Annotated in this window: 21 protein-coding genes and 1 tRNA gene; 15 read left to right on the forward strand and 7 right to left on the reverse strand. The window is 71.5% G+C overall.

Annotation, left to right across the window (positions count from 1 at the left end; genetic code table 11):
• Positions 1-34: 34 nt before the first annotated feature.
• From ACZ7DL_RS06045 to ACZ7DL_RS06055, 3 genes are all read right to left on the reverse strand, one after another.
• Positions 35-343 (reverse strand): FmdB family zinc ribbon protein, encoded by a 309-nt coding sequence (locus ACZ7DL_RS06045; RefSeq protein ID WP_470771737.1) that lies wholly within the window; start codon positions 341-343, stop codon positions 35-37.
• Between the two features lie 67 nt (positions 344-410).
• Positions 411-1,709, reverse strand: coding sequence for an MFS transporter (locus tag ACZ7DL_RS06050; RefSeq protein WP_470771738.1), 1,299 nt, complete (start codon positions 1,707-1,709; stop codon positions 411-413).
• Between the two features lie 280 nt (positions 1,710-1,989).
• Positions 1,990-3,516 carry a potassium/proton antiporter gene (locus tag ACZ7DL_RS06055; protein ID WP_470771991.1) on the reverse strand — a complete coding sequence of 509 codons (1,527 nt, stop codon included), beginning with the start codon at positions 3,514-3,516 and terminating at the stop codon, positions 1,990-1,992.
• 192 nt (positions 3,517-3,708) lie between these two features.
• Here ACZ7DL_RS06055 and ACZ7DL_RS06060 point away from each other — a divergent pair, with 192 nt between their 5' ends.
• Positions 3,709-6,567, forward strand: coding sequence for a penicillin acylase family protein (locus ACZ7DL_RS06060; protein ID WP_470771740.1), 2,859 nt, complete (start codon positions 3,709-3,711; stop codon positions 6,565-6,567).
• A gap of 76 nt (positions 6,568-6,643) precedes the next feature.
• Here the strand turns inward: ACZ7DL_RS06060 and ACZ7DL_RS06065 are convergent, their stop codons facing one another.
• On the reverse strand, positions 6,644-7,225 hold the full coding sequence (locus ACZ7DL_RS06065) for a 5-formyltetrahydrofolate cyclo-ligase (RefSeq protein ID WP_470771741.1): 582 nt from the start codon (positions 7,223-7,225) through the stop codon (positions 6,644-6,646).
• A gap of 134 nt (positions 7,226-7,359) precedes the next feature.
• Here ACZ7DL_RS06065 and galU point away from each other — a divergent pair, with 134 nt between their 5' ends.
• The 7 genes from galU (at position 7,360) to ACZ7DL_RS06100 (ending at position 12,974) form a co-directional block, all read left to right on the forward strand.
• Positions 7,360-8,271, forward strand: a complete 912-nt coding sequence (gene galU / locus ACZ7DL_RS06070) for a UTP--glucose-1-phosphate uridylyltransferase GalU (RefSeq protein WP_470771742.1) — start codon at positions 7,360-7,362, stop codon at positions 8,269-8,271.
• Positions 8,268-9,590: a molybdotransferase-like divisome protein Glp gene (gene glp, locus ACZ7DL_RS06075; RefSeq protein ID WP_470771743.1), complete on the forward strand. Its 1,323-nt coding sequence runs from the start codon at positions 8,268-8,270 to the stop codon at positions 9,588-9,590. The genes galU and glp overlap by 4 nt, the downstream gene beginning before the upstream one ends.
• 83 nt (positions 9,591-9,673) lie before the next feature.
• Complete coding sequence (moaC, locus tag ACZ7DL_RS06080) at positions 9,674-10,186, forward strand: cyclic pyranopterin monophosphate synthase MoaC (protein ID WP_470771744.1); 513 nt, start codon at positions 9,674-9,676, stop codon at positions 10,184-10,186.
• On the forward strand, positions 10,183-10,686 hold the full coding sequence (locus tag ACZ7DL_RS06085) for a MogA/MoaB family molybdenum cofactor biosynthesis protein (RefSeq protein ID WP_470771746.1): 504 nt from the start codon (positions 10,183-10,185) through the stop codon (positions 10,684-10,686). Before moaC ends, ACZ7DL_RS06085 begins: the two co-directional genes overlap by 4 nt.
• Before the next feature lie 20 nt (positions 10,687-10,706).
• Positions 10,707-11,402, forward strand: coding sequence for a GNAT family N-acetyltransferase (locus ACZ7DL_RS06090; protein ID WP_470771748.1), 696 nt, complete (start codon positions 10,707-10,709; stop codon positions 11,400-11,402).
• A 178-nt stretch (positions 11,403-11,580) separates the two neighbouring features.
• Positions 11,581-12,801, forward strand: coding sequence for a divisome protein SepX/GlpR (gene sepX, locus ACZ7DL_RS06095; RefSeq protein WP_470771750.1), 1,221 nt, complete (start codon positions 11,581-11,583; stop codon positions 12,799-12,801).
• A 99-nt stretch (positions 12,802-12,900) separates the two neighbouring features.
• Positions 12,901-12,974 (forward strand) — tRNA-Ala (locus ACZ7DL_RS06100).
• A 192-nt stretch (positions 12,975-13,166) separates the two neighbouring features.
• Here the strand turns inward: ACZ7DL_RS06100 and ACZ7DL_RS06105 are convergent.
• On the reverse strand, positions 13,167-13,643 hold the full coding sequence (locus tag ACZ7DL_RS06105) for a GNAT family N-acetyltransferase (RefSeq protein WP_470771751.1): 477 nt from the start codon (positions 13,641-13,643) through the stop codon (positions 13,167-13,169).
• Positions 13,644-13,722: 79 nt separating this feature from the next.
• Between ACZ7DL_RS06105 and ACZ7DL_RS06110 the strand changes: the two genes are divergently transcribed.
• Positions 13,723-14,526, forward strand: a complete 804-nt coding sequence (locus tag ACZ7DL_RS06110; protein ID WP_470771753.1) for an exodeoxyribonuclease III — start codon at positions 13,723-13,725, stop codon at positions 14,524-14,526.
• Here ACZ7DL_RS06110 and ACZ7DL_RS06115 read toward each other — a convergent pair.
• A complete protein-coding gene (locus ACZ7DL_RS06115; RefSeq protein WP_470771992.1) occupies positions 14,523-15,161 on the reverse strand; it encodes a MerR family transcriptional regulator in 639 nt (212 codons plus the stop codon). The genes ACZ7DL_RS06110 and ACZ7DL_RS06115 overlap by 4 nt on opposite strands.
• 178 nt (positions 15,162-15,339) lie before the next feature.
• Between ACZ7DL_RS06115 and ACZ7DL_RS06120 the strand changes: the two genes are divergently transcribed.
• From ACZ7DL_RS06120 to ACZ7DL_RS06135, 4 genes are all read left to right on the forward strand, one after another.
• A complete protein-coding gene (locus ACZ7DL_RS06120; protein ID WP_470771754.1) occupies positions 15,340-16,896 on the forward strand; it encodes a flavin-containing monooxygenase in 1,557 nt (518 codons plus the stop codon).
• The gene (locus ACZ7DL_RS06125; RefSeq protein ID WP_470771756.1) at positions 16,893-17,867 is read left to right on the forward strand and encodes an alpha/beta fold hydrolase; all 975 of its coding nucleotides are present in this window, start codon (positions 16,893-16,895) and stop codon (positions 17,865-17,867) included. Before ACZ7DL_RS06120 ends, ACZ7DL_RS06125 begins: the two co-directional genes overlap by 4 nt.
• Complete coding sequence (locus ACZ7DL_RS06130) at positions 17,864-18,748, forward strand: SDR family oxidoreductase (RefSeq protein ID WP_470771757.1); 885 nt, start codon at positions 17,864-17,866, stop codon at positions 18,746-18,748. The genes ACZ7DL_RS06125 and ACZ7DL_RS06130 overlap by 4 nt, the downstream gene beginning before the upstream one ends.
• A 94-nt stretch (positions 18,749-18,842) precedes the next feature.
• Positions 18,843-19,076 carry a hypothetical protein gene (locus ACZ7DL_RS06135; protein WP_470771759.1) on the forward strand — a complete coding sequence of 78 codons (234 nt, stop codon included), beginning with the start codon at positions 18,843-18,845 and terminating at the stop codon, positions 19,074-19,076.
• 176 nt (positions 19,077-19,252) lie between these two features.
• Here ACZ7DL_RS06135 and ACZ7DL_RS06140 read toward each other — a convergent pair whose 3' ends face one another.
• The gene (locus tag ACZ7DL_RS06140; RefSeq protein WP_470771760.1) at positions 19,253-22,627 is read right to left on the reverse strand and encodes a S41 family peptidase; all 3,375 of its coding nucleotides are present in this window, start codon (positions 22,625-22,627) and stop codon (positions 19,253-19,255) included.
• A gap of 155 nt (positions 22,628-22,782) precedes the next feature.
• On the opposite strand from ACZ7DL_RS06140, the gene ACZ7DL_RS06145 reads away from it, so the two are divergent.
• Together ACZ7DL_RS06145 and ACZ7DL_RS06150 are read left to right on the forward strand one after the other, a co-directional pair.
• On the forward strand, positions 22,783-23,436 hold the full coding sequence (locus tag ACZ7DL_RS06145) for a TetR/AcrR family transcriptional regulator (RefSeq protein ID WP_470771762.1): 654 nt from the start codon (positions 22,783-22,785) through the stop codon (positions 23,434-23,436).
• Between the two features lie 95 nt (positions 23,437-23,531).
• Complete coding sequence (locus ACZ7DL_RS06150) at positions 23,532-25,754, forward strand: MMPL family transporter (protein WP_470771764.1); 2,223 nt, start codon at positions 23,532-23,534, stop codon at positions 25,752-25,754.
• Positions 25,755-25,887: the final 133 nt, after the last annotated feature.

Consider the following 25,887-nt stretch of genomic DNA (forward strand, 5'->3'; position numbering starts at 1 on the left):
CCGTCGCACGACGGCAGGGGCCGGGTGAGGAATGTCAGGCTGCGGGGCTGCTGGTGGAGCTGGACGCCGACGAGGACGACGAGGACGTCGAGGACGTCGACGAGGACGACTTCGAGTCGGACGACGAGCCGGACGACTTCGACGCCGGGCTGCTGCTCGACGTGGAGCCGCGGGAGTCGTTGCGGTAGAAGCCGGAGCCCTTGAAGACGATCCCGACCGCCGAGAACACCTTCTTCAGGCGGCCCTGGCAGCTGGGGCACTCGGTCAGGGCGTCATCGGTGAACTTCTGCACCGCCTCGAGGCCCTCGCCGCACTCGGTGCACTGGTACTGGTAGGTCGGCACTGTCTTCCTCCTGGCACTCTCACTCAATGAGTGCTAACGACGATCCATAGTGACGTATTCCCGGGGATCAGTCCACCGTCACCGGCACGCGGTGACCGACGCCACGCGCGACCGTGCGGTTCGGCTGGCGTGCGACCAGCAGTGAGCGCAGTGCCACCAGGGTCACCAGGGCGAGCACGGTGCCGGCCATCGGCACCAGGAAGCCCGCGCCGTCCCACAGCCGGTCCTCCAGTTGTCCGGCGACCGTGACGGCGGCGGCCTGGCCGAGCGCGACGGCGCCGGTCAGCCAGGTGAAGGCCTCGGTGCGGGCGCCGGCCGGGACCAGGCTCTCCACCAGCGTGTAGCCCGTGATCAGCGCGGGTGCGATGCACATGCCGACCAGCAGGCCGAGCGCGGCGAGCAGCAGCACCGAGTGCGCCGTCCAGAGGGCGGACGCGGCCAGCGCGAGCGCCGTGTAACCGACGAGCAGGCGCTTCTGGGGCGCCACCTTCCAGGCGATGGCGCCGCAGGCGACGCCGGACAGCATGTTCCCGGCGGCGAAGACGCCGTACAGGACGCCGTTCAGACCGGGCTCGCCGATCGACTCCGTGAACGCCGCGAGCGACACCTGCATGCCGCCGAAGACGGAACCGATGCCCAGGAAGGTCACGATCAGCACGCGCACGCCCGGGACGCGCAGCGCGGAGGTCTGCTGCACGCGCGCGTGCCCGCTCGCACCGGTCACCGGCGGCTGGGTGCTCTTCTGCGCGGCGAACAGCAGACCGCCGACGAGGGTCAGCGCAGCCTCGGTGACCAGGCCCGCCGACGGCGTCACGGTGGTGCACAGGGCGGTCGCCAGCAGGGGGCCGACGACGAAGGTCAGCTCGTCCGTGACCGACTCGAACGCCGCCGCGGTGGTCATCAGGGGCGAGCCCTGAAGCTTCACACCCCAGCGCGCCCGCACCATCGGACCGACCTGCGGCACCGAGGCGCCGGTCGGGACGGCCGCCACGAACAGCGCCCACAGCGGTGCGTGCGCCAGCGCGAGCGCCGTCAGGGACAGGCCGGAGAGCGTGTGCACCAGGACGCCGGGGATCAGCACGGCACGCTGGCCGTAGCGGTCGGCGAGGCGGCCGCTGTACGGCGCGAACAGCGCCATCGAGACACCGGTGGCGGCCGCGGCGGCGCCTGCGGCGCCGTACGAGCCGGTGGTGTGCTGGACGAGCAGCACGATGGAGAGCGTGAGCATCGCGAACGGCTGACGCGCCGCGAAGCCGGGGAGCAGGAAGGTCCAGGCGCCGCGGGTGCGCAGCAGCTGTCCGTATCCCGGGCGGGAGGATGCCGGTGAGGTCTTCTCCGGTGTGGTGGTGGTGACCGTGGATCCCACGGCCGTGCCTTTCTGCCGCCTGGTAGCGCGGGGGCCCCGTGTGGGCCCGGGCGCCGAGAGCTGTCCTCTTGCGCGGACTGCGGTAGATGCCGGCGCCCACTGCGGGTGTGGGGGCGACCCGGCCGCCATACGGTCGCGCCAGCTCTGCGTCAGGCAGAGTTGGTTCGATCAGGGTGCGCCTTAATCGTACAGGGATCATCGCCGGCACGGCTGTGAAAACGAGCACGGTGAGCTGGGCCACCTGGGAATTCGAGGGGTGTGAACGTTACGAAACGCCCTCTTAACGCGTGTTGCCCGCCTCGTCGGTGCCCAGCCAGCCCGCCAGCTTGCCGCCGTGGGCGACCGCGCGCAGGCGCCGTTCGGCCGCGTCGCGGACCGGATCGGTGGCCACGACCAGCAGCTCGTCGCCTCGCCGCAGCACCGTGGACGGCAGCGGCACGAACGATTTTCCTTCGCGTACGACGAGGGTGACGGCAGCACCGGGCGGCAGCCGCAGCTCGCTGACCTCGACGCCGTGCATCCGGGAGCCTTCGGGGACGGAGACGGACAGCAGGTGTCCGCGCAGCCGCTCCAGGGGCGCCGACTCGATGCCGAGGTCGGAGGCCTCGCCCTGCTCGCCCAGGTGCAGGGTGCGGGCCAGCCAGGGCAGGGTCGGCCCCTGGACGAGGGTGTAGACGACGACCAGGACGAAGACGATGTTGAAGATCCGGCGGTTGCCGTCGACGCCGCTCACCATGGGGATGGTCGCCAGGATGATGGGCACGGCGCCGCGCAGCCCCGCCCACGACATGAGGGCCTGCTCGCGCCACGGCACCCGGAACGGTGCCAGGCTGAGCACCACGCTCAGCGGCCGGGCCACCATGGTCAGCACCAGCCCGATGACCAGGGCGGGCCAGACGTCGTCGCCCAGCTCGTGCGGGGTGACCAGCAGGCCGAGCACGACGAACATGCCGATCTGGGCGATCCAGCCGAGCCCCTCGGCGAAGCCGCGCGTGGCGGGCCAGTGGGGGAGTTTCGCGTTGCCGAGCACCACCGAGGCCAGGTAGACGGCCAGGAAGCCGCTGCCGTGTCCCAGGGCGCCGGCGGCGTACGCCGTGACGGCGATGGCCATCACGGCGATCGGGTAGAGGCCGGAGGCGGGCAGTGCGACGTGCTTGAGTCCCCAGGAGCCGACCCAGCCCACCGCGATCCCCATGGCCGCGCCGATGGCCAGCTCCAGGGCGATCTCACCCAGCAGGGCGTACCAGTGTTCGACCGGGCCGGCCGTGGAGAACGCCACGACCAGGATGACCACCGGGGCGTCGTTGAAGCCGGACTCCACCTCCAGCGTGCCGGTCACGCGCGCGGGGAGGGGGATTTTCCGCAGCACCGAGAAGACCGCCGCCGCGTCCGTCGACGACACCACCGCACCGATGATGAGCGCGTGCCGCCAGTCCAGCCCGACCAGGTAGTGCGCGCCCGCCGCCGTGACCCCCACGCTGACCGCGACCCCCGCCGTCGCCAGCACGGAGGCGGACGGCAGAGCCGGCCGGATCTCCTTCCACTTCGTGCCGAGGCCGCCCTCGGCGAGGATCACGACCAGGGCCGCGTATCCCATGACCTGGGTCACTTCGGCGCTGTTGAAGTGGATGCCGCCGATGCCGTCCTGGCCCATCAGGACGCCGATTCCCAGGTACACGAGCAGGCTGGGGAGCCCGCTGCGCGAGGAGATCCGGACGGCCGCGACGGCGACGAGCAGGACGACGGAGCAGACGAGCAGGAGCTGGTTGAGGTGGTGGACAGTCAGTGGGCGTCCCTCCTCCGAGATCTCCGGTTACTTCGTTACCTTACCTAACTCTTGACGCTTTCTTGACGTTTGCCGAGGCAAGATCGAACGCTCGTGCGCGCTGGTTCCCGACTCCGCGTCAAGCCCGACAGGGCCCTGCGCCTATGGTTGCTCCAGCGCTCATTCAAAGTCACAGCCCGACCTGCCGCTCGCGTTAGGACAGCAAGGACAGCGATGCCCCCCAACACCACCGCCACAACGGGTGACACCGCCACCACGGGTGCGAGTGCCATGCCCGGCAAGTCCGGCAGGAAGAAGGGGCGCAAAGCCCGACTGATCGTGCTGGTGCTGGTCCTGGCCATCATCGGAGGCATCGCCTACGGGGCGTACTGGTCGATCAGCACCGTGCGCGCCTCCTTCCCGCAGACCACGGGTTCGATCACTCTCGACGGCCTCTCCGGACCGGTCGACGTCAAGCGGGACGGCTACGGCATTCCGCAGATCTACGCCTCGTCCGACGAGGACCTGTTCATGGCGCAGGGCTACGTCCAGGCGCAGGACCGGTTCTACGAGATGGACGTGCGCCGGCACATGACCTCCGGGCGCCTGTCGGAGATGTTCGGCAAGGGCCAGGTCGAGAACGACGAGTTCCTGCGCACCCTCGGCTGGGACCGGATCGCCAAGCAGGAGTACGACACCAAGCTGTCGGCCTCCACGAAGAAGTACCTCCAGGCGTACGCCAAGGGAGTCAACGCCTACCTTCAGGGCAAGGACGGCAAGGAGATCTCCCTGGAGTACGCCGCCCTGGGCTTCACCAACGACTACAAGCCGGAGCAGTGGACCCCGGTCGACTCCGTCTCCTGGCTGAAGGCGATGGCCTGGGACCTGCGCGGCAACATGCAGGACGAGATCGACCGCGCCCTGATGACCAGCCGCCTCGGCCCGCAGCAGATCCAGGACCTGTACCCGCAGTACCCCGCCGGCCGCCACAAGCCGATCGTGCAGGAAGGCCGGTACGACGAGCTGACCAAGGCGTTCCGGCAGGGCGGCACCACTGGTTCCGTCCAGGGGGCGACCGGCGGCGCCACGAGCGGCTCCCAGGGCACGACGGGCACGACCGGCGGCGCCACGAGCGGCTCCCAGGGCACGACGGGCACGACCGGCTCCTCCGCCTCCACCGGGACGGGGTCGGCCCTCACCAGCCAGCTCGGGGGCCTGTACAAGGTCCTGGACGACCTGCCCACGGCCGTCGGCGTGAACGGCCAGGGCATCGGCTCCAACTCCTGGGTCGTCGCCGGGAAGTACACCGTCAAGGGCAAGCCGCTGCTGGCCAACGACCCGCACCTGTCGGCGTCCCTGCCGTCCGTGTGGTACCAGATGGGCCTGCACTGCCGGACCGTCTCCGCCAAGTGCCAGTACGACGTCACGGGCTACACGTTCGCCGGCATGCCGGGTGTGATCATCGGCCACAACGCGAAGATCGCCTGGGGCATGACCAACTCCGGCGTCGACGTCACGGACCTGTACCTGGAGAAGGTCAGCGCGAACGGCTACCTGTACGACGGCAAGATGCGGCCCTTCAAGACCCGCGAGGAGACCATCAAGGTCGCCGGAGGCACGGCCAAGACGATCGTCGTCCGCCAGACGCAGGACGGGATGCCGCTGCTGTCCGACCGTGACGACGAACTCGTCCAGGTCGGCAAGAAGGCCGCCGTGAACACCGCCGCACCCGACCGCGGAGACGGCTACGGCATCGCCCTGAGGTGGACCGCGCTCGACCCAAGCACCACCATGGACGCCGTGTTCGCCCTCGACAAGGCGGCGGACTGGAGCGGCTTCCGCGCGGCGGCGGCCAAGTTCGACGTGCCCTCGCAGAACCTCGTCTACGCCAGCACGGACAACCACATCGGCTACACGCTGCCCGGCAGGATCCCCACGCGCTCCGCCAAGGACGCCGGCGCCATCCCGGCGCCGGGCTGGGAGTCGAAGTACCGCTGGACGGGCTTCATCAAGCAGGATGAGCTGCCCTACGAGTACGACCCCGAGCGCGGCTACATCGTCACCGCCAACCAGGCCGCGGTCGACCCGGCCAAGTACCCGTACACGCTCACCACCGACTGGGGCTACGGCACCCGCAGCCAGCGCATCGCCGACCTGATCGAGTCCAAGATCAAGGACGGCGGCAAGATCTCCACCGACGACATGCGGCAGATGCAGCTGGACAACAGCAGCGAGATCGCCAAGCTTCTGGTGCCCAAGCTGCTGAAGATCAACCTCGACGACCCGGAGGTACGCGAGGCGCAGAAGCTGCTGGAGGGCTGGGACTACACCCAGGAGGCCGACTCCGCCGCGGCCGCGTACTTCAACGCCGTCTGGCGCAACATCCTCAAGCTCGCGTTCGGCAACAAGCTCCCCAAGGAGCTGCGCGTCAAGGGGCAGTGCCTGTGGGTCGACAAGATCGACAGCACCGGCCCGGTGGACGACGACACCAAGGTGCGCGAGTGCGGTCAGCGCGATGCCGAGCAGGCGCAGCCGGACGGCGGCGACCGCTGGTTCGAGGTCGTGCGCACCCTGATGGAGAAGCCGGACAGCGACTGGTGGAAGACGCCCAAGTCGGGCACCCGGCCCGGCGCCGAGAACCGCGACGAGCTCTTCGCCCGGGCCATGATCGACGCCCGCTGGGAGCTGACCGCCAAGCTCGGCAAGGACATCGACACCTGGAGCTGGGGCCGTCTGCACCGGCTGTTCCTGAAGAACCAGACGCTCGGCACCGAGGGGCCCAAGGCTCTCCAGTACATCCTCAACCGCGGCCCCTGGAAGCTCAGCGGCGGCGAGGCCGCGGTGAACGCGTCCGGCTGGAACGCCGCGGGCGGCTACAACGTCGTCTGGGTGCCGTCCATGCGGATGGTCGTCAACCTCGCCGACCTCGACAAGTCCCGGTGGATCAACCTGTCGGGTGCCTCCGGGCACGCCTTCAGCGCTCACTACACGGACCAGACCGGCAAGTGGGCCGACGGCGAGCTGCTGCCCTGGTCGTTCACGGACAAGGCGGTGGACGGGAGCACGAGCGACACGCTCGTCCTCAAGCCGTGACCCGCTGACGGCACACCCCGGCAGACGGCCCTCCACGCGCGCGTGGAGGGCCGTTTCGCGTCAGGGCGCTGCCGGGTCAGGGACTCGGGAAGCGGCGCAGTCCCGACGGCGTCACCACCGCGTGCACCGGCTTGTCGTGCGCCTCCGCCGGGACGTGCGCGACGACCTCCGTGTCGTACAGCAGCACCACGAGCCGGGGGCGGGCGCCCGCGCGTTCCAGACGGGCCAGCACGCGGTCGTACGACCCTCCGCCGCGGCCCAGCCGCATCCCGCGCGCGTCCACCGCGAGACCGGGCAGCAGGACGACGTCCGCGGCCGTCACGGCGTCCGGGCCGAGGCGGGCGCCGGAGGGCTCGAACAGCGCCATCTTTCCGCCGTGTTGCACCCGGGCGAGGGAGTCCGGGCCGGCGTACTCGCCCCAGTCCAGATCGTTGTCGGGCAGGAGGGCGGGGAGCAGGACGCGTACGCCTCGCGCGCGCAGCGCGTCCAGCAGGGCGAGCGTGCCGGGTTCGCTCCCGACGGAGACGTACGCCGCCACCGTGCGCGCAACGGCCAGCTCGGGCAACTCCAGGGCGCGCTCCGCCAGCGCGCGGCTCGCCTCCTCGACGTCATCCGCCGTCAACCTGTTCCTCACCGCGAGGAACTCTCGCCGCAACATGCGCTTGTCAGGCTCGCCCGTACGTCCGACGTGTTCCACTGGTCGTTCTCGCACCCTTCTCAATGCAGGTCATATGAGGGTCAAGCAACCGGAGCCCCAGATTCCCAACAAAGGCACCGGATAGGGTTGCGGACATGACTCAGTCCCACCCCAGGATCAGCAAGGCTGTCATTCCCGCGGCCGGCCTCGGCACCCGGTTCCTGCCGGCCACCAAAGCCACTCCCAAGGAGATGCTGCCGGTCGTCGACAAGCCCGCGATCCAGTACGTGGTCGAGGAGGCCGTGTCGGCGGGGCTCGACGACGTGCTCATGATCACCGGACGCAACAAGCGTCCCCTCGAGGACCACTTCGACCGCAACTACGAGCTGGAGTCGGCCCTTCAGAAGAAGGGCGACGCGGGCCGGCTCGCGAAGGTGCAGGAGTCCAGCGATCTGGCCACCATGCACTACGTGCGCCAAGGCGACCCCAAGGGCCTCGGCCACGCGGTGCTGTGCGCCGCTCCGCACGTCGGCCGTGAGCCCTTCGCCGTCCTCCTCGGTGACGACCTGATCGACCCGCGGGATCCGCTGCTGCAGCGCATGATCGAGGTCCAGGAGCAGCACGGCGGCAGCGTGGTCGCCCTCATGGAGGTCGCGCCGGAGCAGATCCACCTCTACGGCTGCGCCGCCGTCGAGGCCACCGCCGAGGGCGATGTCGTGAAGGTGACCGGACTGGTCGAGAAGCCGGACCCGGCGGACGCCCCGTCCAACTACGCGATCATCGGCCGCTACGTCCTCGACCCGCACATCTTCGACATACTGCGCAAGACCGAGCCGGGTCGCGGCGGCGAGATCCAGCTCACCGACGCCCTCCAGCAGCTCGCCCAGGACGAGAAGGTCGGCGGCCCCGTGCACGGCGTCGTCTTCCAGGGCCGCCGCTACGACACCGGGGACCGTGGCGACTATCTGCGTGCCATTGTCAGACTCGCATGCGAACGTGAAGACCTGGGCCCGGAGTTCCGGACCTGGCTTCGCAGTTACGTAGCCGAGGAGATGCAGCAATCTTGAGCAGCGCCGCGCCCCGTCCCGCCGGCCCGGACGACCTGTGGTCGGTGGACGAGCATCTGGAGGACATCCTCTCGACCGTCCGCCCCCTCGAACCCATCGAGCTTCAGCTGCTCGACGCCCAGGGCTGCGTCCTGGTCGAGGACGTCACGGTGCCGGTGTCCCTGCCGCCGTTCGACAACAGCTCGATGGACGGGTACGCGGTACGGGTCGCGGACGTCGCGGGCGCGAGCGAGGAGTTCCCCGCGGCCCTCGAGGTCGTCGGGGACGTCGCGGCGGGCGCGGCCGATCCGGTGCGGGTCGGCCCCGGACAGGCCGCCCGCATCATGACCGGGGCGCCGCTGCCCCCCGGCGCCGAGGCCGTCGTCCCCGTCGAGTGGACCGACGGAGGGCTCGGCGAGGGCCCGGTGAGCGGCATGCGGGCGCGCAGCCTGGCTCCCGAGGGCGCCGAGGGGCACGTGCACGTGTACCGCCCGGCCGAGGCACGCGCGCACGTGCGGGCCAGGGGCAGCGACGTGAAGGCCGGAGACCTCGCCCTGGAGGCCGGGAAGGTCCTCGGCCCGCCGCAGATCGCGCTGCTCGCCGCGATCGGCCGCGGCACGGTACGGGTGCGCCCGCGCCCGCGCGTGGTCGTGCTGTCCACCGGCAGCGAACTCGTCCAGCCCGGCGAGGAACTGGCCACCGGCCAGATCTACGACTCCAACAGCTTCGCCCTCACCGCCGCCGCGCGGGACGCGGGCGCCATCGCCTACCGGGTGGGCGCCGTCGCCGACGACGCCGAGACACTGCGCTCCACCATCGAGGACCAGCTCATCCGCGCGGACCTGCTGGTGACCACCGGCGGAGTGAGCGTCGGGGCGTACGACGTCGTCAAGGAGGCGCTGTCGTACGTCGGCGACGCGGACGAGCCGGGCAGCGGCGTCGAGTTCCGCAAGCTGGCCATGCAGCCCGGCAAGCCCCAGGGGTTCGGTTCCATCGGCCCCGACCACACACCGCTGCTGGCCCTGCCCGGCAACCCGGTGTCGTCGTACGTCTCCTTCGAGCTGTTCGTCCGCCCCGCCATCCGCGCCCTGATGGGCCTCACCGACCTCCACCGGCCCCGCGTGCGGGCCGCCCTCAAGGCGGACGCGGCGCTCCGCTCGCCCAAGGGACGCCGGCAGTTCCTGCGCGGGACGTACGCCGACGGGGAGGTCACCGCCGTGGGCGGTGCGGGCTCCCACCTGGTCGCGGCGCTGGCGCAGGCCGACGCGCTGATCGTCGTCCCGGAGGACGCGGAGTCCGTGGAGCCCGGCAGCGAGGTCGAGGTGGTCCTGCTCGCCTGAGCCCTCCTGGTTGGCGGTACCGTGTCGCGCACAGCAAGCCCGCGCTCCGCACCGCGCCGGGCCCGGACCGGGAGCGCCACACCATGACTGTGCCTTCCCGGGGGGAGACCCCCGGACGCCCTGTGCAGGACCGTCTGACACACATCGACGAGGCGGGTGCGGCCCGCATGGTCGACGTGTCCGGGAAGGACGTGACCGCGCGCACCGCCCGCGCCAGCGGCCGCGTCCTCGTGTCACCGCGCGTGGTCGAGCTGCTGCGCGGTGAGGGGGTGCCCAAGGGGGACGCCCTCGCCACGGCCCGGATCGCCGGGATCATGGGCGCCAAGCGGACCCCGGATCTGATCCCGCTGTGTCACCCGTTGTCGGTGTCCGGTGTGAAACTGGATCTGTCGGTCGCGGACGACGCCGTGGAGATCCGGGCCACCGTGAAGACGACGGACCGCACGGGTGTCGAGATGGAGGCCCTCACCGCGGTGACGGTCGCCGCGCTCACCGTGATCGACATGGTCAAGGCGGTCGACAAGGGGGCCGTCATCACGGACGTACGGGTGGAGGAGAAGACGGGCGGCAAGTCGGGCGACTGGAGCCGGGCATGAGCTACCGCGCTCTGGTGATCACCGCTTCCAACCGGGCCGCCGCCGGTGTCTACGCGGACAAGGGCGGCCCGCTGGTCGCCGACGGCCTCAGGAGCTTCGGTTTCGAGGTCGACGGCCCCCGGGTCGTCCCCGACGGCGCTCCCGTGGAAGCGGCCCTGCGCGCGGGCGTCGCGTCCGGATACGACGCCGTCGTCACCACCGGCGGTACCGGTGTCTCGCCCACCGACCGCACCCCCGAGGCGACCCGCGCGGTGATCGACTACGAGGTGCCGGGTGTCGCGGAGGCCATCCGCGCGTACGGACGCGACAAGGTGCCGACCGCCGCGCTGTCCAGAGGCCTGGCGGGAGTGGCCGGGCGGACGCTGATCGTCAATCTGCCCGGGTCGACCGGCGGCGTGCGGGACGGCCTCGCCGTGCTGGAGCCGCTGCTGATCCACGCGGTCGACCAGATCCGCGGCGGTGACCACCCCAGACCCGGCAGCAGTGGGGGTGCGAGCTGAACAGCCCTTCCTGGCCCGTCGTGCTGGCGGACGGCGATGTCGTCCTCCGCCCCATAAAGCTGCGCGATCAGCGGGCCTGGCGCGAGGTGAACCGGCGCAACCGCGACTGGCTGCGCCCCTGGGAGGCGACGATCCCGCCGCCCACGCCGAGCGGGCCGATCGCGCACCGGCCGACCTACCGCCAGATGGTCCGGCATCTGCGCTCCGAGGCGGGCGCGGGCCGGATGCTGCCGTTCGTCATCGAGTACCAGGGGCGGCTCGTCGGGCAGTTGACGGTTGCCGGGATCACCTGGGGCTCGATGTGCTCGGGGCATGTCGGCTACTGGGTGGACGAGGCGGTGGCCGGACGCGGGGTGATGCCGACGGCCGTGGCGCTCGCGGTGGACCACTGTTTCCGTACCGTCGGCCTGCACCGCATCGAGGTCTGCATTCGCCCCGAGAACCGGCCGAGCCGCCGGGTCGTGGAGAAACTCGGATTCCGCGAGGAGGGGCTGCGGCCGCGTTATCTGCACATCGACGGCGCCTGGCGCGACCATCTCGTCTACGCGCTCACCGCGGAAGAGGTACCCGACGGTTTGCTGGCGCGGTGGCAGCGGGCACGCTCTCGCGGGGCCCGGCACGCAGAGCCGGCGGCGGGTGGCGGGGACGTGCCGGGAACACCGGACGCGCCGCGGAATCCGCGGAACGCGCCGGGGAATCCCGCCGAGCGCCCGTAAATGGAATACGTGTTCGAAATTGATCGGCTGTCGACTGTCTCGGAGCGTTGAAATTCGCCGCTGTGGCCGCCCAGTGATCGCATCGGTCGCAAAAAATGCTGGAAATATCAGCCAGATCGTGCGACACACCGGCCCAATTGGCGGATGGCCTCATGCAAACCCCTCTACCGTGTGAGGCGTGAGCAGCAGCGGCCTCATCTACGCAGTCATCGTCGGGGCCTGGGCCGCCTACTTGGTGCCGATGTGGCTCCGTAGGCAGGACGAGCTGAACGAGGCCCGTCCGACGGAACGCTTCAGCACAGCCATCCGGCTGCTGTCCGGACGGGCGGGCATGGAGCGACGGTACGCCAGGGACCTGCGGGCGCGCTCCGCCCAGGAGGGGGAGCCGGACGCCGGCGATCCGGACGCCGTCACCGACACGGTGGACGTCCGGGCCTTCGCCGTGCCTCCGACCCGCCGTCAGGTCGACGCGGACACCGGGCCCGAGGCACCCAGCGGGGCGGAACCGGCACCTGACCAGAGCTCCGCGCCGGGGCACGGATCCGGGGCCGTGCCCGCGCAGCAGCGTGAGCCGGTCGAGCGGCGGGAGCCCTCCGCCCAGGCGGCCGCGGCGCGCGCCCGGCGTTCGAAGGTGCTCGCGCGCCGCCGGCGTACCACCGTGATGCTCTTCCTGGCCTTCACGCTCGGCGCCATCGTGGCCGCCGTCGGCGGACTCGCCTTCCTGTGGGCGCCCGCCGCGCCCGCCGTGCTGCTCAGCGCGTACATCGCCTACCTGCGTGCGCAGGAGCGCCGCCGCTTCGCGTACCAGATGGACCGCCGGCAGGCGGAGGTCGCGGCCCAGCGTCTGCGGGAGCGTCAGCCGCGCCGGCGCGCGCCCCTCGACGCGAGTCCCGCCGCGGACGAACCGGACGAGAGTGCGGGCCCCGAGACCGACACCGGCCTCTCCGTGCTCGCCGCCGACCGGCGCGCCCTCGTCGAGCAGACCGACCACGCCGAGTGGGTCGATCAGCAGCGCGAGCGGCAGCGACGTCCCGGGCACGGGGACAGCTGGGACCCGGTGCCGGTGCCGCTGCCGACGTACGTGACCGCGCCGGTCGCACCGCGCGCCACCTCCGATGTGGACCTGGGAGCGCCCGACACGTGGAGCTCGGCGCGTTCCAGTGCGGTCGTGCCGGAACAGGAGGCGGGCCGTGCGGCGGAGGCCGAGGCCGGCGAGCCGGAGACCGCGTCCGGGGACAAGCCGGCGGACGGCCGCGGCGGCGCGCTGCCCCGCGCGCGTATGCGCTCCCGCGGGGGCGCCCCCAACGCGGCCTCGGCGCGCCGGGCCCGGGAACGCGGACGCACGCCCCTCTTCGACCAGTACGAGGACGGCGACCGCCCGCGCGCGGCCAACGAGTGACCCCCCGCCCGTGCCCGCTCCGGCAACCCCCGCCCTGACCAGTCAGGGAGCGGATTTCCAAGCACCCCGATCGGGATGCTAAAGTTTCACTCGTTGCAAGGGCCTGTGGCGCAGTCCGGTAGCGCACCTCGTTCGCATCGAGGGGGCCAGGGGTTCAAATCCCCTCAGGTCCACGCACGACTGTCCCCGAGTCAGCTCGGGAGCGGTGAGCGAAGATCCCGCCGATCATCACGATCGGTCGGGATCTTCGTCGTTTCCGGGGAAGCCTGTCGGCGGTGTCCGGGCTCGCCCCGCCCGGCAGGTGGCGCAGATCACACCGTGCAGGCGGAGGTCGTGGCCTGCACGGTGCCTGTGCCGGGGGATGTTCAGAGCCGCTTGGCGAAGCAGCGGCTGTCCTCGTAGTCGCGATAGAAGCCGAACTTCGTGCACGGCGTGTAGCCGCTGGAGGTGTACAGGGCGATGGCCTCCGGCTGTTTGGTGCCCGTCTCCAGGACCATGCGGATCCGCCCGGCCGTGCGGGCGTCCTCCTCCAGGGCTGCGAGCATGCGGCGCGCCAGACCCCGGCCGCGCATCTCCGCGACGACGAACATCCGCTTGAGTTCGGCGTCCCCGTCCTCGTGACCCTCGCCGTTCTCGTCCTGGCTGCGCCAGCCGCCGGTGGCCACCGGGCGGTCGTGCTCGTCGTACGCGATCAGATACACGCCCCGGGGCGGGAGGAAGTCGGCGGCGTCCAGGACCGTGGCGTCGCCACCGTCGCCGTAGCGCAGGTGGTACTCGGCCTGGACCTCGTCGTTGAGCTTCACGGCGTCGGGGTGATCGAAACGAACACGGCGTATAATCATGCTAGGCATCGTACTTCTATGCAGTCGGCGGGGTCCTGGATTTTGCGGACCCCGACCAGTGTGCCGGTATCGTGCCCTGGTGCTGACTGTGACCTCGGTGAACGTGAACGGACTGCGGGCCGCCGCGAAGAAGGGCTTCGTGGAGTGGCTCGCCGCGACCGAGGCGGAGGTCGTCTGCCTTCAGGAGGTGCGCGCCGAGCCGCACCAGCTGCCCGAGGAGGTCCGGCAGCCGGACGGCTGGCACGTGGTGCACGCCCCGGCCGCCGCCAAGGGCCGCGCGGGCGTCTCCCTCTACACCCGGCGCGAGCCCGACCGGGTCCGGGTCGGCTTCGGCTCGGCCGAGTTCGACGGCAGCGGGCGCTATGTCGAGGCCGAGCTGCCCGGCGTCACCGTCGCCTCCCTCTATCTGCCCTCCGGCGAGGTCGGCACCGAACGGCAGGACGAGAAGGTCCGCTTCATGGGCGAGTTCCTCGCCCATCTGAAGGAGTTGCGGGAGCGGGCAGCCGCCGACGGGCGGGAGGTCCTGGTCTGCGGCGACTGGAACATCGCCCACCGGCAGGCCGACCTCAAGAACTGGCGCGGCAACACCAAGAACTCCGGCTTCCTGCCCGAGGAACGGGACTGGCTCGGCCGGGTGTTCGCGGCCGAGGAGGGCGGGTACGTCGACGTCGTCCGCGCCCTGCAGCCGGACGCCGAGGGTCCGTACACCTGGTGGTCGTACCGGGGGCGGGCCTTCGACAACGACTCCGGCTGGCGCATCGACTACCACGTCGCCACCCCCGGCCTCGCCGGCAAGGCGGTCAAGGGCTTCGTGGAGCGCGCGGCCACGCACGCCGAGCGCTGGTCGGACCACGCGCCGGTCACGGTCGTCTACGACCTCTAGCCCCGCTTGGCCGGCTGGTCCCGCTTGTTCAGCCGGCGGTCCAGGGCCAGCGAGAGTTCCGCCTCCACCACGCTGCGGGCCAGCGGGCGCAGGCGCTGAAGGTCCTCCTCGGGGGCGTGGCGCAGGATCACGTCGGCGAAGAGTTCGGCCAGGGCGTCGGCGTGTTCGCGGACGCGGGCGGCGGCCTTGAGGACCTCGGCGAGCGGGATGCCCTCACGGACCAGCGCGGAGGAGACGTCCAGCAGGCGCCGGCTGATGTGGACGATCTCGTCGCCGTCGGTGCCGAGGTAGCCCAGTTCCATGGCGGCGGCGAGGTTCTCCGGAGTGACCTCGCCCTCGAAGCGGGCGGCGAGCTCCTCGGGGGTGAGGCGGACCGGCTCCTCCTCGGAGGGGGTGCCGACGCCGAGCAGATCGGCGACGTTCCGGCCCTGGTCGAGGGCCTCCGCGAGTTCCGCGATGCCGTTCAGCGTGTGGCCGCGCTCCAGCAGGGCCGCGATGGTGCGCAGCCGGGCCAGGTGGTGGTCGTCGTACCAGGCGATACGGCCCTCGCGGCGGGGTGGCGGGAGCAGCCCCCGCTCGCGGTAGAAGCGCAGGGTGCGCACGGTGATGCCGGCCAGCCGGGCCAGTTCCTCCATGCGGTACTCGCGCCTGGCTCCGGGGTGTTCTGCGTCCTCTGCCACGCCCGAAGCCTATGGTGTACCGCCGGTAACTTTCCCTCCTCCGCCCCCTACCGCTCGGTAGCGAGCTGCTCTACGCTCCCATTGCGCCAGTGTTCACTGGCAGAGTTCCTAGGTGATGCGTGGAGGCTTCGGGATGGCCGAGCACGAGCATGTACGGGTGGCGGTGATCGGGTCCGGGTTCGGCGGGCTGGGGGCCGCCGTGCGGCTGCGCCGCGAGGGGATCACGGACTTCGTCGTCCTGGAGCGGGCCGACAGCGTCGGTGGCACCTGGCGGGACAACAGTTACCCCGGGTGCGCCTGTGACGTGCCCTCGCACCTCTACTCCTTCTCCTTCGCGCCCAACCCCGAGTGGCCGCGCACCTTCTCCGGGCAGCGGCACATCCGCGCCTACCTGGAGCACGTCACCGACCTGTTCGGACTGCGCCCGCACATCCGCTTCGACTCCGAGGTCAAGCTGATGACCTGGGACAACGCCAACCTGCGGTGGAACATCGAGACCACGCGCGGCACGCTCTCGGCCGACGTCGTCGTCTCCGCCACCGGGCCGCTGTCCGACCCGAAGATCCCCGAGATCCCGGGCCTCGCGTCCTTCCCGGGCAAGGTGTTCCACTCCGCCCGCTGGGACCACGACTACGATCTGCGCGGCAAGCGGGTCGCCATGGTCGGCACCGGCGCCTCGGCCGTCCAGATCGTGCCCGCCATCCAGCCGCAGGTCGGCCGGCTCACCCTCTTCCAGCGCACCCCGCCGTGGGTGATGCCCCGCGTCGACCGCGCCATCAGCGGCGCCGAACGGTGGCTGCACCGGAGGCTGCCCGTCACCGCCCAGGCCCGGCGCGGCCTGCTGTGGGGCATCCGGGAGCTTCAGGTGCAGGCGTTCACCAAGCGCCCGGACGAACTCGGTCTGGTCGAGCGGCTCGCCAAGCGCAACATGGCCCGCTCCATCAAGGACCCCGCCCTGCGCGCCAAGCTCACCCCGGACTACCGCATCGGCTGCAAGCGGATCCTGCTGTCCAGCACGTACTACCCGGCGCTGGCCCGGCCCAACGTGGACGTCGTGGCGAGCGGGCTCGGCGAGGTACGCGGATCGACGGTCGTCGCGGCCGGCGGCGCCGAGGCCGAGGTCGACGCGATCATCTTCGGTACCGGCTTCCACGTCACGGACATGCCCATCGCCGAGCGCGTGGTCGGCGCGGAGGGCATCACGCTCGCGGAGTCCTGGAAGAGCGGCATGCAGGCGCTGCGCGGTGCCTCGGCGGCCGGGTTCCCGAACTGGATGACGATCATCGGGCCCAACACCGGCCTCGGCAACTCCTCCATGATCCTCATGATCGAGTCCCAGCTGGACTACATGGCCGACTACCTGCGCCAGCTCGACGTCCTCGGCGGGCGGGCCGCCCTCGTCGCCCGGCCCGCCGCCGTCGACACCTGGAACCGCAGGGTCCAGGAGCGCATGAAGCGGACCGTGTGGAACACCGGCGGCTGCACGAGCTGGTACCTGGACGCGAACGGCCGCAACACCACCATCTGGCCCGGCACCACGACCGAGTTCCGGCGCGCGACCCGGCGGGTGGACCTGGCCGAGTACGAGGTCATCCGGGCGCCGGCGGGGGAGCAGGACGCGGCGGTCCAGCGGGGCGGTGCGGTCCAGCAGGACGCGGCGGTCCGGAAGCCGAGCGAGGCCACCGCATGAGCCGCCGCTCTTCCGTCACGGCCGTCACCTCCGGTCCGTACGCCCCGCCCGTCCCGTCCCGCACCCTCACCGTCGTCTCCGCCGACGGCGCGCGGTTGCACGTCGAGGTGCATGGCCGCGAGGACGCACCCCCCGTCGTCCTCTCCCACGGCTGGACCTGTTCCACGGCGTTCTGGGCGGCCCAGATCCGCGAGCTCGCCGCCGATCACCGGGTGATCGCCTACGACCAGAGGGGGCACGGGCGCAGTCCGGCGAGCCCCGCGTGCACCACCCACGCGCTGGCGGACGATCTCGAAGCGGTGCTCGCGGAGACGCTCACGCGCGGGGAGAAGGCACTGATCGCCGGCCACTCCATGGGCGGCATGACGGTCATGGCCGCGGCCGGGCGTCCCCGGTTCCGGGAACACGCCGCCGCCGTCCTGCTGTGCAGCACGGGCAGTTCGCGGCTGGTCGCCGAGGCGCGTGTGCTGCCGTGGCGTGCCGGGCGCGTGCGCACCTGGATCACCGGGCGCATCCTCGGCTCGCGCGCTCCTCTCGGACCGGTCACCCCGGTCGCCACACGCATCCTCAAGTACGCCACCATGGGCGCCGGTTCCGCCCCGCACCGGGTGGAGGCGTGCGCGCGGATCGTGCACGCTTGTCCGCGCGCCGTACGCCACGCGTGGTCGGCCGTACTCGCGGCGCTCGATCTCGACCACGGCGTACGGGAGTTGCACGCACCCACCGCCGTGCTGCACGGCGCGTCCGACCGGCTCACGCCCCCCGTGCACGCCCAGGCGCTGGTCGCCGCGCTGCCGCACTGCGTCGGCCTCACCGAACTGCCCGGCATCGGCCACATGACCCCGATCGAGGCTCCCGAGCTGGTGACCGCCAGGATCCGGGAGCTTGTCACCACGTACGTCACGGGGACCGGCCCCGGGGACGCGCACGAGCACCGTTCCACCCCCGCGCAGATCAAGGAGGGCGCATGAGCAGGGTCAGCCTGGAGGGGCAGGTCGCCGTCGTCACGGGAGCGGCGCGCGGCGTCGGCGAACTGCTGGCGCGCAAGCTGTCCGCACGCGGGGCGAAGGTCGCGCTGGTCGGACTGGAGGAGGAGGCGCTCAAGGAGGTCTCCGGGCGGCTGCACAGCGACAGCGCCCACTGGTACGCCGACGTCACCGACCACGAGGCCATGAGCCGGGTCGCGCAGGAGGTGAAGGCGCGGTTCGGGAAGGTCGACATCGTGGTCGCCAACGCCGGTGTGGCGACGGGCGGTCCGTTCGCCGACTCCGATCCGCAGGCGTGGCGGCGGGTGATCGAGGTGAACCTGATCGGTTCGGCGGTGACCGCGCGCGCGTTCCTGCCGGTGCTGGTCGAGAGCCGGGGCTATCTGCTCCAGATCGCCTCGCTCGCCGCGATCACTCCGGCGCCGATGATGACGGCGTACTGCGCGTCCAAGTCGGGCGTGGAGGCGTACGCGCACAGCCTGCGTGCCGAGGTCGGCTACCAGGGCGTGCGGGTCGGCGTCGGGTACCTGTCCTGGACCGACACCGACATGGTGCGCGGCGCCGACCAGGACGACGTCATGCGCGAGCTGCGGCAGCGGCTGCCGTGGCCGTCGAACAAGACGTACCCCCTGGGCCCCGCGGTGGACCGGCTCGTCGCGGGGATCGAACGGCGCTCGGCGCACGTGTACGGGCAGTGGTGGCTGCGCGGCATGCAGGGCGTGCGCGGCTATCTGCCGGCGCTCATCGGGACGGTCGGGCAGCGCGAGATGAAGCGGTTCGCGCCGCGCCTGAAGGGAATGCGGTCCGGACTCGTCGGCGCAGGTGGGGCGGCCGACGAGGCGGCCCGGGTCACGCACCGTAACTGATCGACATGCACTCCGTGTTCGCCCGTGTGAATCTGGTCGAGGCCCCACCGAGGGGCCAATCCCCCACTCACTACGGGAGTGAACCCATATGGGTATGAAGGACAAGTCGAGCCAGGTGCAGAACCAGGCCAAGGAGAAGATGGACCAGGCCCGCGAGAAGGCCGGCCAGCGCGGTCAGCAGAGCCGCCAGGGTCAGCAGAGCCGCCAGGGTCAGCAGAACCGCCAGGGCCAGCAGCAGTCCGAGCGGGGCGGCAGCCAGAACTTCCGTGACATCGAGGACACGGAGCAGCAGGTGGAGGACCGGTTCGACCGGGACTACGACGCCTAGCCACTGCGCTCGGCCTTGGCTGATCTCGGCGTGGGGCGCCCTTCTTCCAGGAGGGCGCCCCGCGTTGTTCGCCGGGGTGGTTCAGGCGGATTGTCGGGTGCGGGTGCGGGTGCGGGTGCGGGTGCGCGGTGGTTGCCCGCGCAGGTCCCCGTGCCCCTGACGATGCGCGTCCCTCGTCATGGCGTCGCCCTCGGTGGCAGCTTCGGGCGGGACCTGTTCGGGATGTCGGTGCAGTTCGGGGGTACCGCCGCGGGGTTGGACTCCAGGAGTTCCAGGGCCAGCTCGACCGCGTCGGCCAGTTGGGCGTGGCGGCCCTCCGCCCAGTCCAGGGGAGTGCGCTGGATCTCCAGGTCGGGGGCGACGCCGTGGTTCTCGACGGACCAGCCGTAGGCGTCGAACCAGGCCGCGTTCATCGGGACGGTGATGATCGTGCCGTCGCCCAGGCGGTGCCGTCCGGTCATGCCGACGACCCCGCCCCAGGTGCGCTGGCCGACGACCGGACCGAGTTTCAGCAGCTTGAAGGCCGCGGTGATCATGTCGCCGTCCGAGGACGTCGCCTCGTCGGCCAGGGCGACCACCGGGCCCCGCGGCGCGTTCGAGGTGTACGACACCGGTTGCGCGTCCCGGGTCAGGTCCCAGCCCAGGATCGTCCGGGTCAGTTTCTCGATGACGAGTTCGCTGATGTGCCCGCCCGCGTTGCCGCGCACGTCCACGATCAGCGCGGGCCGGGACACCTCCATGCGCAGGTCGCGGTTGAACTGGGCCCAGCCGGAGCCGCCCATGTCGGGGATGTGCAGATAGCCGCACTTGCCGCCGCTCAGCTCCCGTACGACCTCCCGGCGTTTGGCCACCCAGTCCTGGTAGCGCAGCGGCCGTTCGTCGATGAGCGGGACGACGGCGACCCGTCGGGCGTGCCCGGCATCGCCCTCCGCCGGGAGGAACGTCAGCTCCACCGTCGTACCGCCCGAGCCGGCGAGCAGCGGATAGGGGCCGGCCACCGGGTCGACCGGGCGGCCGTCGACATGGGTCAGCACGGCGCCCTCGCGGATGCCCGTGCCGGCCAGCGGGGAGCGGGCCTTGGAGTCGGAGGAGTCGCCGGGCAGGATGCGCTTGACCATCCAGCGGCCGTCGCGCCGCACGAAGTTGGCGCCGAGGAGGCCCTGCCAGCGCTGGTAGTGGGGCGGGCCCTCGTTGCGGCGGGCGGCGGTGACGTAGGCGTGGGAGGTGCCGAGTTCGCCGAGGACCTCGCGCAGCAGGTCGGCGAACTCGTCGGGGGAGGCGATGCGTTCGACCAGGGGACGGTACTGGTCGAGCACCGCGTCCCAGTCGATGCCGCACATGCCCGGGTCCCAGAAGTGGGCGCGGATCAGGCGCCCGGCCTCGTCGTACGCCTGGCGCCACTCGGCGGGCGGGTCGGCCTTGTGCAGGATGCGGCGCAGGTCGATCCAGACGGTCGAGTCGCTGTCGCCGATCTCCGTGGAGGGGACCGCGCGCAGGTCGCCCTCGTCCACGACGACCAGCCGGGTGCCGTCGCCGCTCACCGCGAACCAGTCGAGATGGTCGACCAGTTCGGACTTCTTCGCCTTGGTGATGTTGAAGTACTCCAGGGTCGGGCGTCCGCTGGTGTCGGCCGGATTGACGAAGGTCTCGCCGAGCGCGCCGGAGATCGGCCAGCGCAGCCAGACCAGGCCGCCGCCCGCGACCGGGTACAGCGCGGAGTACTTGGAGGCGATGACCGGGAACGGCGTGACCCGGTTCGCCAGCCCCTCCACCTCGACCGTCACCGTGCCGGCCTCGCCGGTCTCCTCTTCCTCCAGCGGGTCGAGGCCGCCCGCGGCCGGGCGTCCCTCGGGGCTGAGGGCGAAGGGGGAGGGGGTCGCCGAGGAGAGCGGGACGAGGTAGGGGCGGCAGCCGAGCGGGAAGGACAGATCGCCGGTGTGCACGTCGTACACCGGGTCGAAGCCGCGCCAGGAGAGGAAGGCGAGGTAGCGGCCGTCGCGGGTGAAGACCGGGTTCTCGTCCTCGAAGCGGCCGTTCGTCACGTCCACGATCAGCCGGTCCTTGATCCGGGCCAGCTTGATCTGGCGCAGGGTGCGGCCGATGCCGGGGTGCGACCAGGTGAGCCACGAGCCGTCGGGGGAGAAGGCGAGGTCGCGGACCGGGCCGTTGACGGACCGGATCAGCTCGGTCACGCCGCCGTGCGAGCCGGCGGCACCCGGTTCCCCGGCGGCCGCATCCGCGCCGGTCCCCTCGGCGGCACCGGCTGCCGGCCGGGCCGTCTCCCCGGTCTCTCCGGCCTCCGCCTCTCCTTCCGCCGCTCCCTCCTCCTCCGTCACATCGATCAGCAGCAAGCGCCCGTCGTGCGAGGCCACGGCCAGGCGTTCGCCCAGCGGGTCGGAGACCATCTCCAGGACCCGGCCCAGTTCGCCGGAGGCCACCCGGCGGGGCGCGCGGTCGCCGGTCGCGCGGGGCAGATGGGCGATCTCGACGGCGTCCGCGCCCTCGGCATCGGTGACGTAGGCGAGCTGGCCGGTGCTGCCCAGCATCTCCGGCAGCCGTACCCGGACGCCGGGCGTGTCGGTGATCGTACGGGCGGGACCGTCGCGGTGGGTGAGCCAGTACAGGCTGCCGCGGACGACGACCGCGCTGGCCCGGCCGGTCTCGTCCACGGAGATGCCGTCGACGTTCTGCGCGGCCGGCACCTGGTAGGGGCGGCGGCCGGTGCGCGGTCCGGCGAGCCGGATGTCGAGCCGGCGCGGTACACCGCCCGGGGAGAAGTCGTCCACCAGCCACAGGTCGCCCCCGCACTGGTAGACCACCCTGGTGCCGTCGCCGGCGGCGTTCCGGGCGTAGAAGGCGTCGTGGTCGGTGTGGCGGCGCAGGTCGGTGCCGTCGTAGGCGCAGGAGTAGAGGTTGCCGACGCCTTCGTGGTCGGAGAGGAAGGCGATCCGGCCGGCGACGAACATGGGGCAGGACAGATGGCCCTCGATGTCCGGCAGAAGCCGCTGTCCGTGCAGCCACAGCCGGCCCATGGCGCCGCCGCGGTACCGCTTCCAGGCGGCGGGCTCGTGCGGCGGGGTGCCGGTGAGCAGCAGGGTCTTGCGCTCGCCGGCGATCTCGGCGACCTGGATGTCGGCGACCGGGCCCCAGGGCAGCCGCCCGCCCGGGTCGCCGTCGGCGGGGACCTTGTAGGCCCAGGAGAAGTGCGAGAAGGGCTGGCCGTGGGAGGCGACGGCCAGGATGTCCGCGTGGCCGTCCCCGTCGGGGGGTGTCCAGCCGCACACCTGCGTGTCGGCGCTGCCCCAGTACGTCAGCTGACGTGCGGGACCGCCGTCGACGTCGACCAGATGGATCTCGGGGGCGAGGCTGCGCCAGGTCGTGTACGCGATCCGGCGGCCGTCGGGCGAGAAGCGGGGGTGGCCGGCCTTGGTGCGGTCCGCGGTGAGCCGCCAGGCGCGGCCCGGGGCGTCGAGCGGGGCCAGCCAGAGGTCGTCCTCGGCCACGAAGCAGAGCAGGTCGTCGCTGAGGTGGGGAAGGCGCAGATAGCTCACCTCCCCATGCTTTTCCGCTCGAAGGGCCGCAGCAACTTATGGGCTCTTCATCTTCGTGACCCAAGGCACGTACGAAACCGTTTCGTTTCGCATGTCCTCGGGGTATCTTCATGGATGTACGAAGACGAAGGCTCTGGAGCGGGAAGGTGACGGGCATGACCGAAGCCGCATCCAAGGGCGCGGCGTCAGCCGCCCCCGCGGAGCCGGTGCTCGCACCGGGGCGTCGCAGCCGGATCACGCCCGAGCGCGAGGCCGAGCTGTACGAGGCCGTGCTCGACCTGCTCGGAGAGGTCGGCTACGACGCCCTCACCATGGACGCCGTGGCCGCCCGCACCCGGTCCAGCAAGGCCACGCTCTACCGCCAGTGGGGCGGCAAGGCCCAGCTGGTGGTGATGGCGCTGCGGCACAGCAAGCGGGGCCATCCGGAGGACATCGACACCGGTTCCCTCCGCGGTGACCTGCACGCCCTCGTGGCGCTGGAGGACGACTGCACCATGGAGCGGAACTCCGCGCTCATGCGGGGCGTCGCCATGGCGATGCACCACAACGACGATCTGCGCCAGGCCTTCCGGGAGCAGCTCGTCGACCCCGAGATGGGCGGGTTCCGGCAGGTCCTCCAGCGGGCGATCGACCGGGGCGAGGTCCGCGCGGACTGCCCGGCGATCGACTTCCTGCTGCACATGATGGTCGGCGGCTTCGCCACCCGGGCCCTGCTCGACGACCAGCCGCCCACCCGGGCCTTCCTCACCTCGTACATCGACGCCGTGGTCCTCCCCGCCCTTGGCGTCACCACCACCCGAATCGCCTGATTCTCCCCAGTAAGCCCACCACCTGACGTCACCGCTCACGTCGTCGGGCTGATCGCCCCTGCCCATAACCCACGACTGACCGGGAGTACGCCTCCGTGGCCACGTTTCTCTACAAACTCGGCCGGCTCGCCTTCCGGCGACGGCACTTCGTCGCCCTGATGTGGGTCGCGTTGCTCACCCTCGCCGGGGTGGGTGCCGCCTCCGCGCCGGCGGCCGGCAACACGTCCTTCTCCATCCCCGGCACCGAGGCACAGAAGGCCTTCGACCTGCTGGAACAGCGCTTCCCCGGAATGAGCGCCGACGGCGCGACCGCCCGGGTCGTCTTCAAGGCGCCGAGCGGCGAGAAGATGACGGACGCCGGCAACAAGGCGGTCGTCGAGAAGACCGTCAAGGAGCTGCGCAGCGGTTCCGAGGTCGCCTCCGTCGCCGACCCCTACACCGGACACGCCGTCAGCAAGAGCGGCACCATCGCCTACGCCTCGGTGAAGTACAAGGTCTCCGGCATGGAGCTGGAGGACTCCTCCCGCGACGCCCTGAAGGAGGCCGCGCAGCACGCGCGGGACGCCGGGCTGCGGGTCGAGGTCGGCGGTGACGCGCTGACCGCGACGCCCGAGACCGGCTCCAGCGAGGTCATCGGCATCGCGATCGCCGCCGTCGTCCTCGTCATCACCTTCGGCTCCCTGCTCGCCGCCGGGCTGCCGCTGCTGACCGCGATCATCGGCGTCGGCATCGGCGTCTCCTCGATCACGGCGCTCGCCAGCACGCTGGACCTGGGCTCCACCACCTCCACCCTGGCGACGATGATCGGCCTCGCCGTCGGCATCGACTACGCCCTGTTCATCGTCTCCCGCTACCGCGCGGAACTCGCCGAGGGCCGCGAGCGCGAGGAGGCCGCGGGACGGGCCGTGGGCACGGCGGGCTCGGCGGTGGTCTTCGCCGGCCTGACCGTCGTCATCGCCCTGGTCGGTCTCTCCGTCGTCAACATCCCGATGCTGACCAAGATGGGCGTCGCGGCGGCGGGCACGGTCGCCATCGCCGTCCTCATCGCCCTGACGATGATCCCGGCGCTGCTCGGCTACGCGGGCCGCAAGGTCAAGCCGGCCGGCGAGAAGAGCAAGCTGCTCGGCGGCGGCCGCACGCCGAAGAAGCCCGGCCGCCCCAACATGGGCACCCGCTGGGCCAGCTTCGTCGTCCGCCGTCCGGTCGCCGTCCTCCTGCTCGGTGTGCTCGGCCTCGGCGCGGCGGCCGTCCCGGCCGCCTCCCTGGAGCTGGGCCTGCCCGACGACGGCTCCCAGCCCGTCTCCACCACCCAGCGCCGCGCCTACGACCTCCTGTCCGAGGGCTTCGGTCCCGGCTTCAACGGTCCGCTCATGGTCGTCGTGGACGCCAAGGACAGCGCCGACCCGAAGGCCGCCTTCAGCAAGGTCGGCGACGAGATCAAGGGCCTGAAGGACGTCGTCACCGTCACCCCGGCCACGCCCAACAAGACCGGCGACACCGCGACGATCACCGTCGTCCCCCGGTCGAAGCCGTCCTCGGCGACGACCGAGAACCTGGTGCACGCCATCCGGGACAAGGGCGCGGACATCGCGCGGGACACCGACTCCACGGTCCTGGTCACCGGCTCGACGGCGATGAACATCGATGTCTCGCAGAAGCTGAACGACGCCCTGCTGCCCTACCTCGCGCTCGTGGTGGGCCTGGCCTTCCTGCTGCTGATCGTGGTCTTCCGCTCGGTGCTGGTCCCGCTGAAGGCGGCCCTCGGCTTCCTGCTGTCGGTGCTCGCCGCGCTCGGCGCCGTCGTCGCGGTCTTCCAGTGGGGCTGGCTGTCCGGCCTGATGAACGTCGAGCAGACCGGCCCGGTCATGTCGATGATGCCGATCTTCATGGTGGGTGTCGTCTTCGGCCTCGCGATGGACTACGAGGTGTTCCTCGTGACCCGGATGCGGGAGGCGTACGTACACGGCGAGAAGCCGAGCCAGGCGGTGGTGACGGGCTTCAAGTACGGCGCCCGGGTCGTGACCGCCGCCGCCGTCATCATGATCGCCGTCTTCTCCGGCTTCATCGGCTCCAGCGAGTCGATGATCAAGATGATCGGCTTCGGCCTCGCGATCGCCGTCTTCTTCGACGCGTTCATCGTCCGCATGGCCATCGTCCCGGCGGTGCTCGCCCTGCTCGGCAAGCGGGCCTGGTGGCTGCCGAAGTGGCTGGACCGCGCGCTGCCCAACGTGGACGTCGAGGGCGAGGGTCTGCGCAGGCAGTCCTCGGCGGACGGTACGGACGGCACGGACGACGAGCGGGAGCTGGTACGCGCCTGAGGTACCGGTTCCTCTGAGCGGCCGGTGAGGGTGCCCGTGGGGACGGGGCTTGCACCCTCACCGGCTTTCGCGTGTACGGGGGCCCGCACCGGGTGGGGAAAACCCTGGTGAGGGCCGTTCGGGCGATGCCGTA

Source organism: Streptomyces sp. NPDC036984, assembly GCF_055607665.1.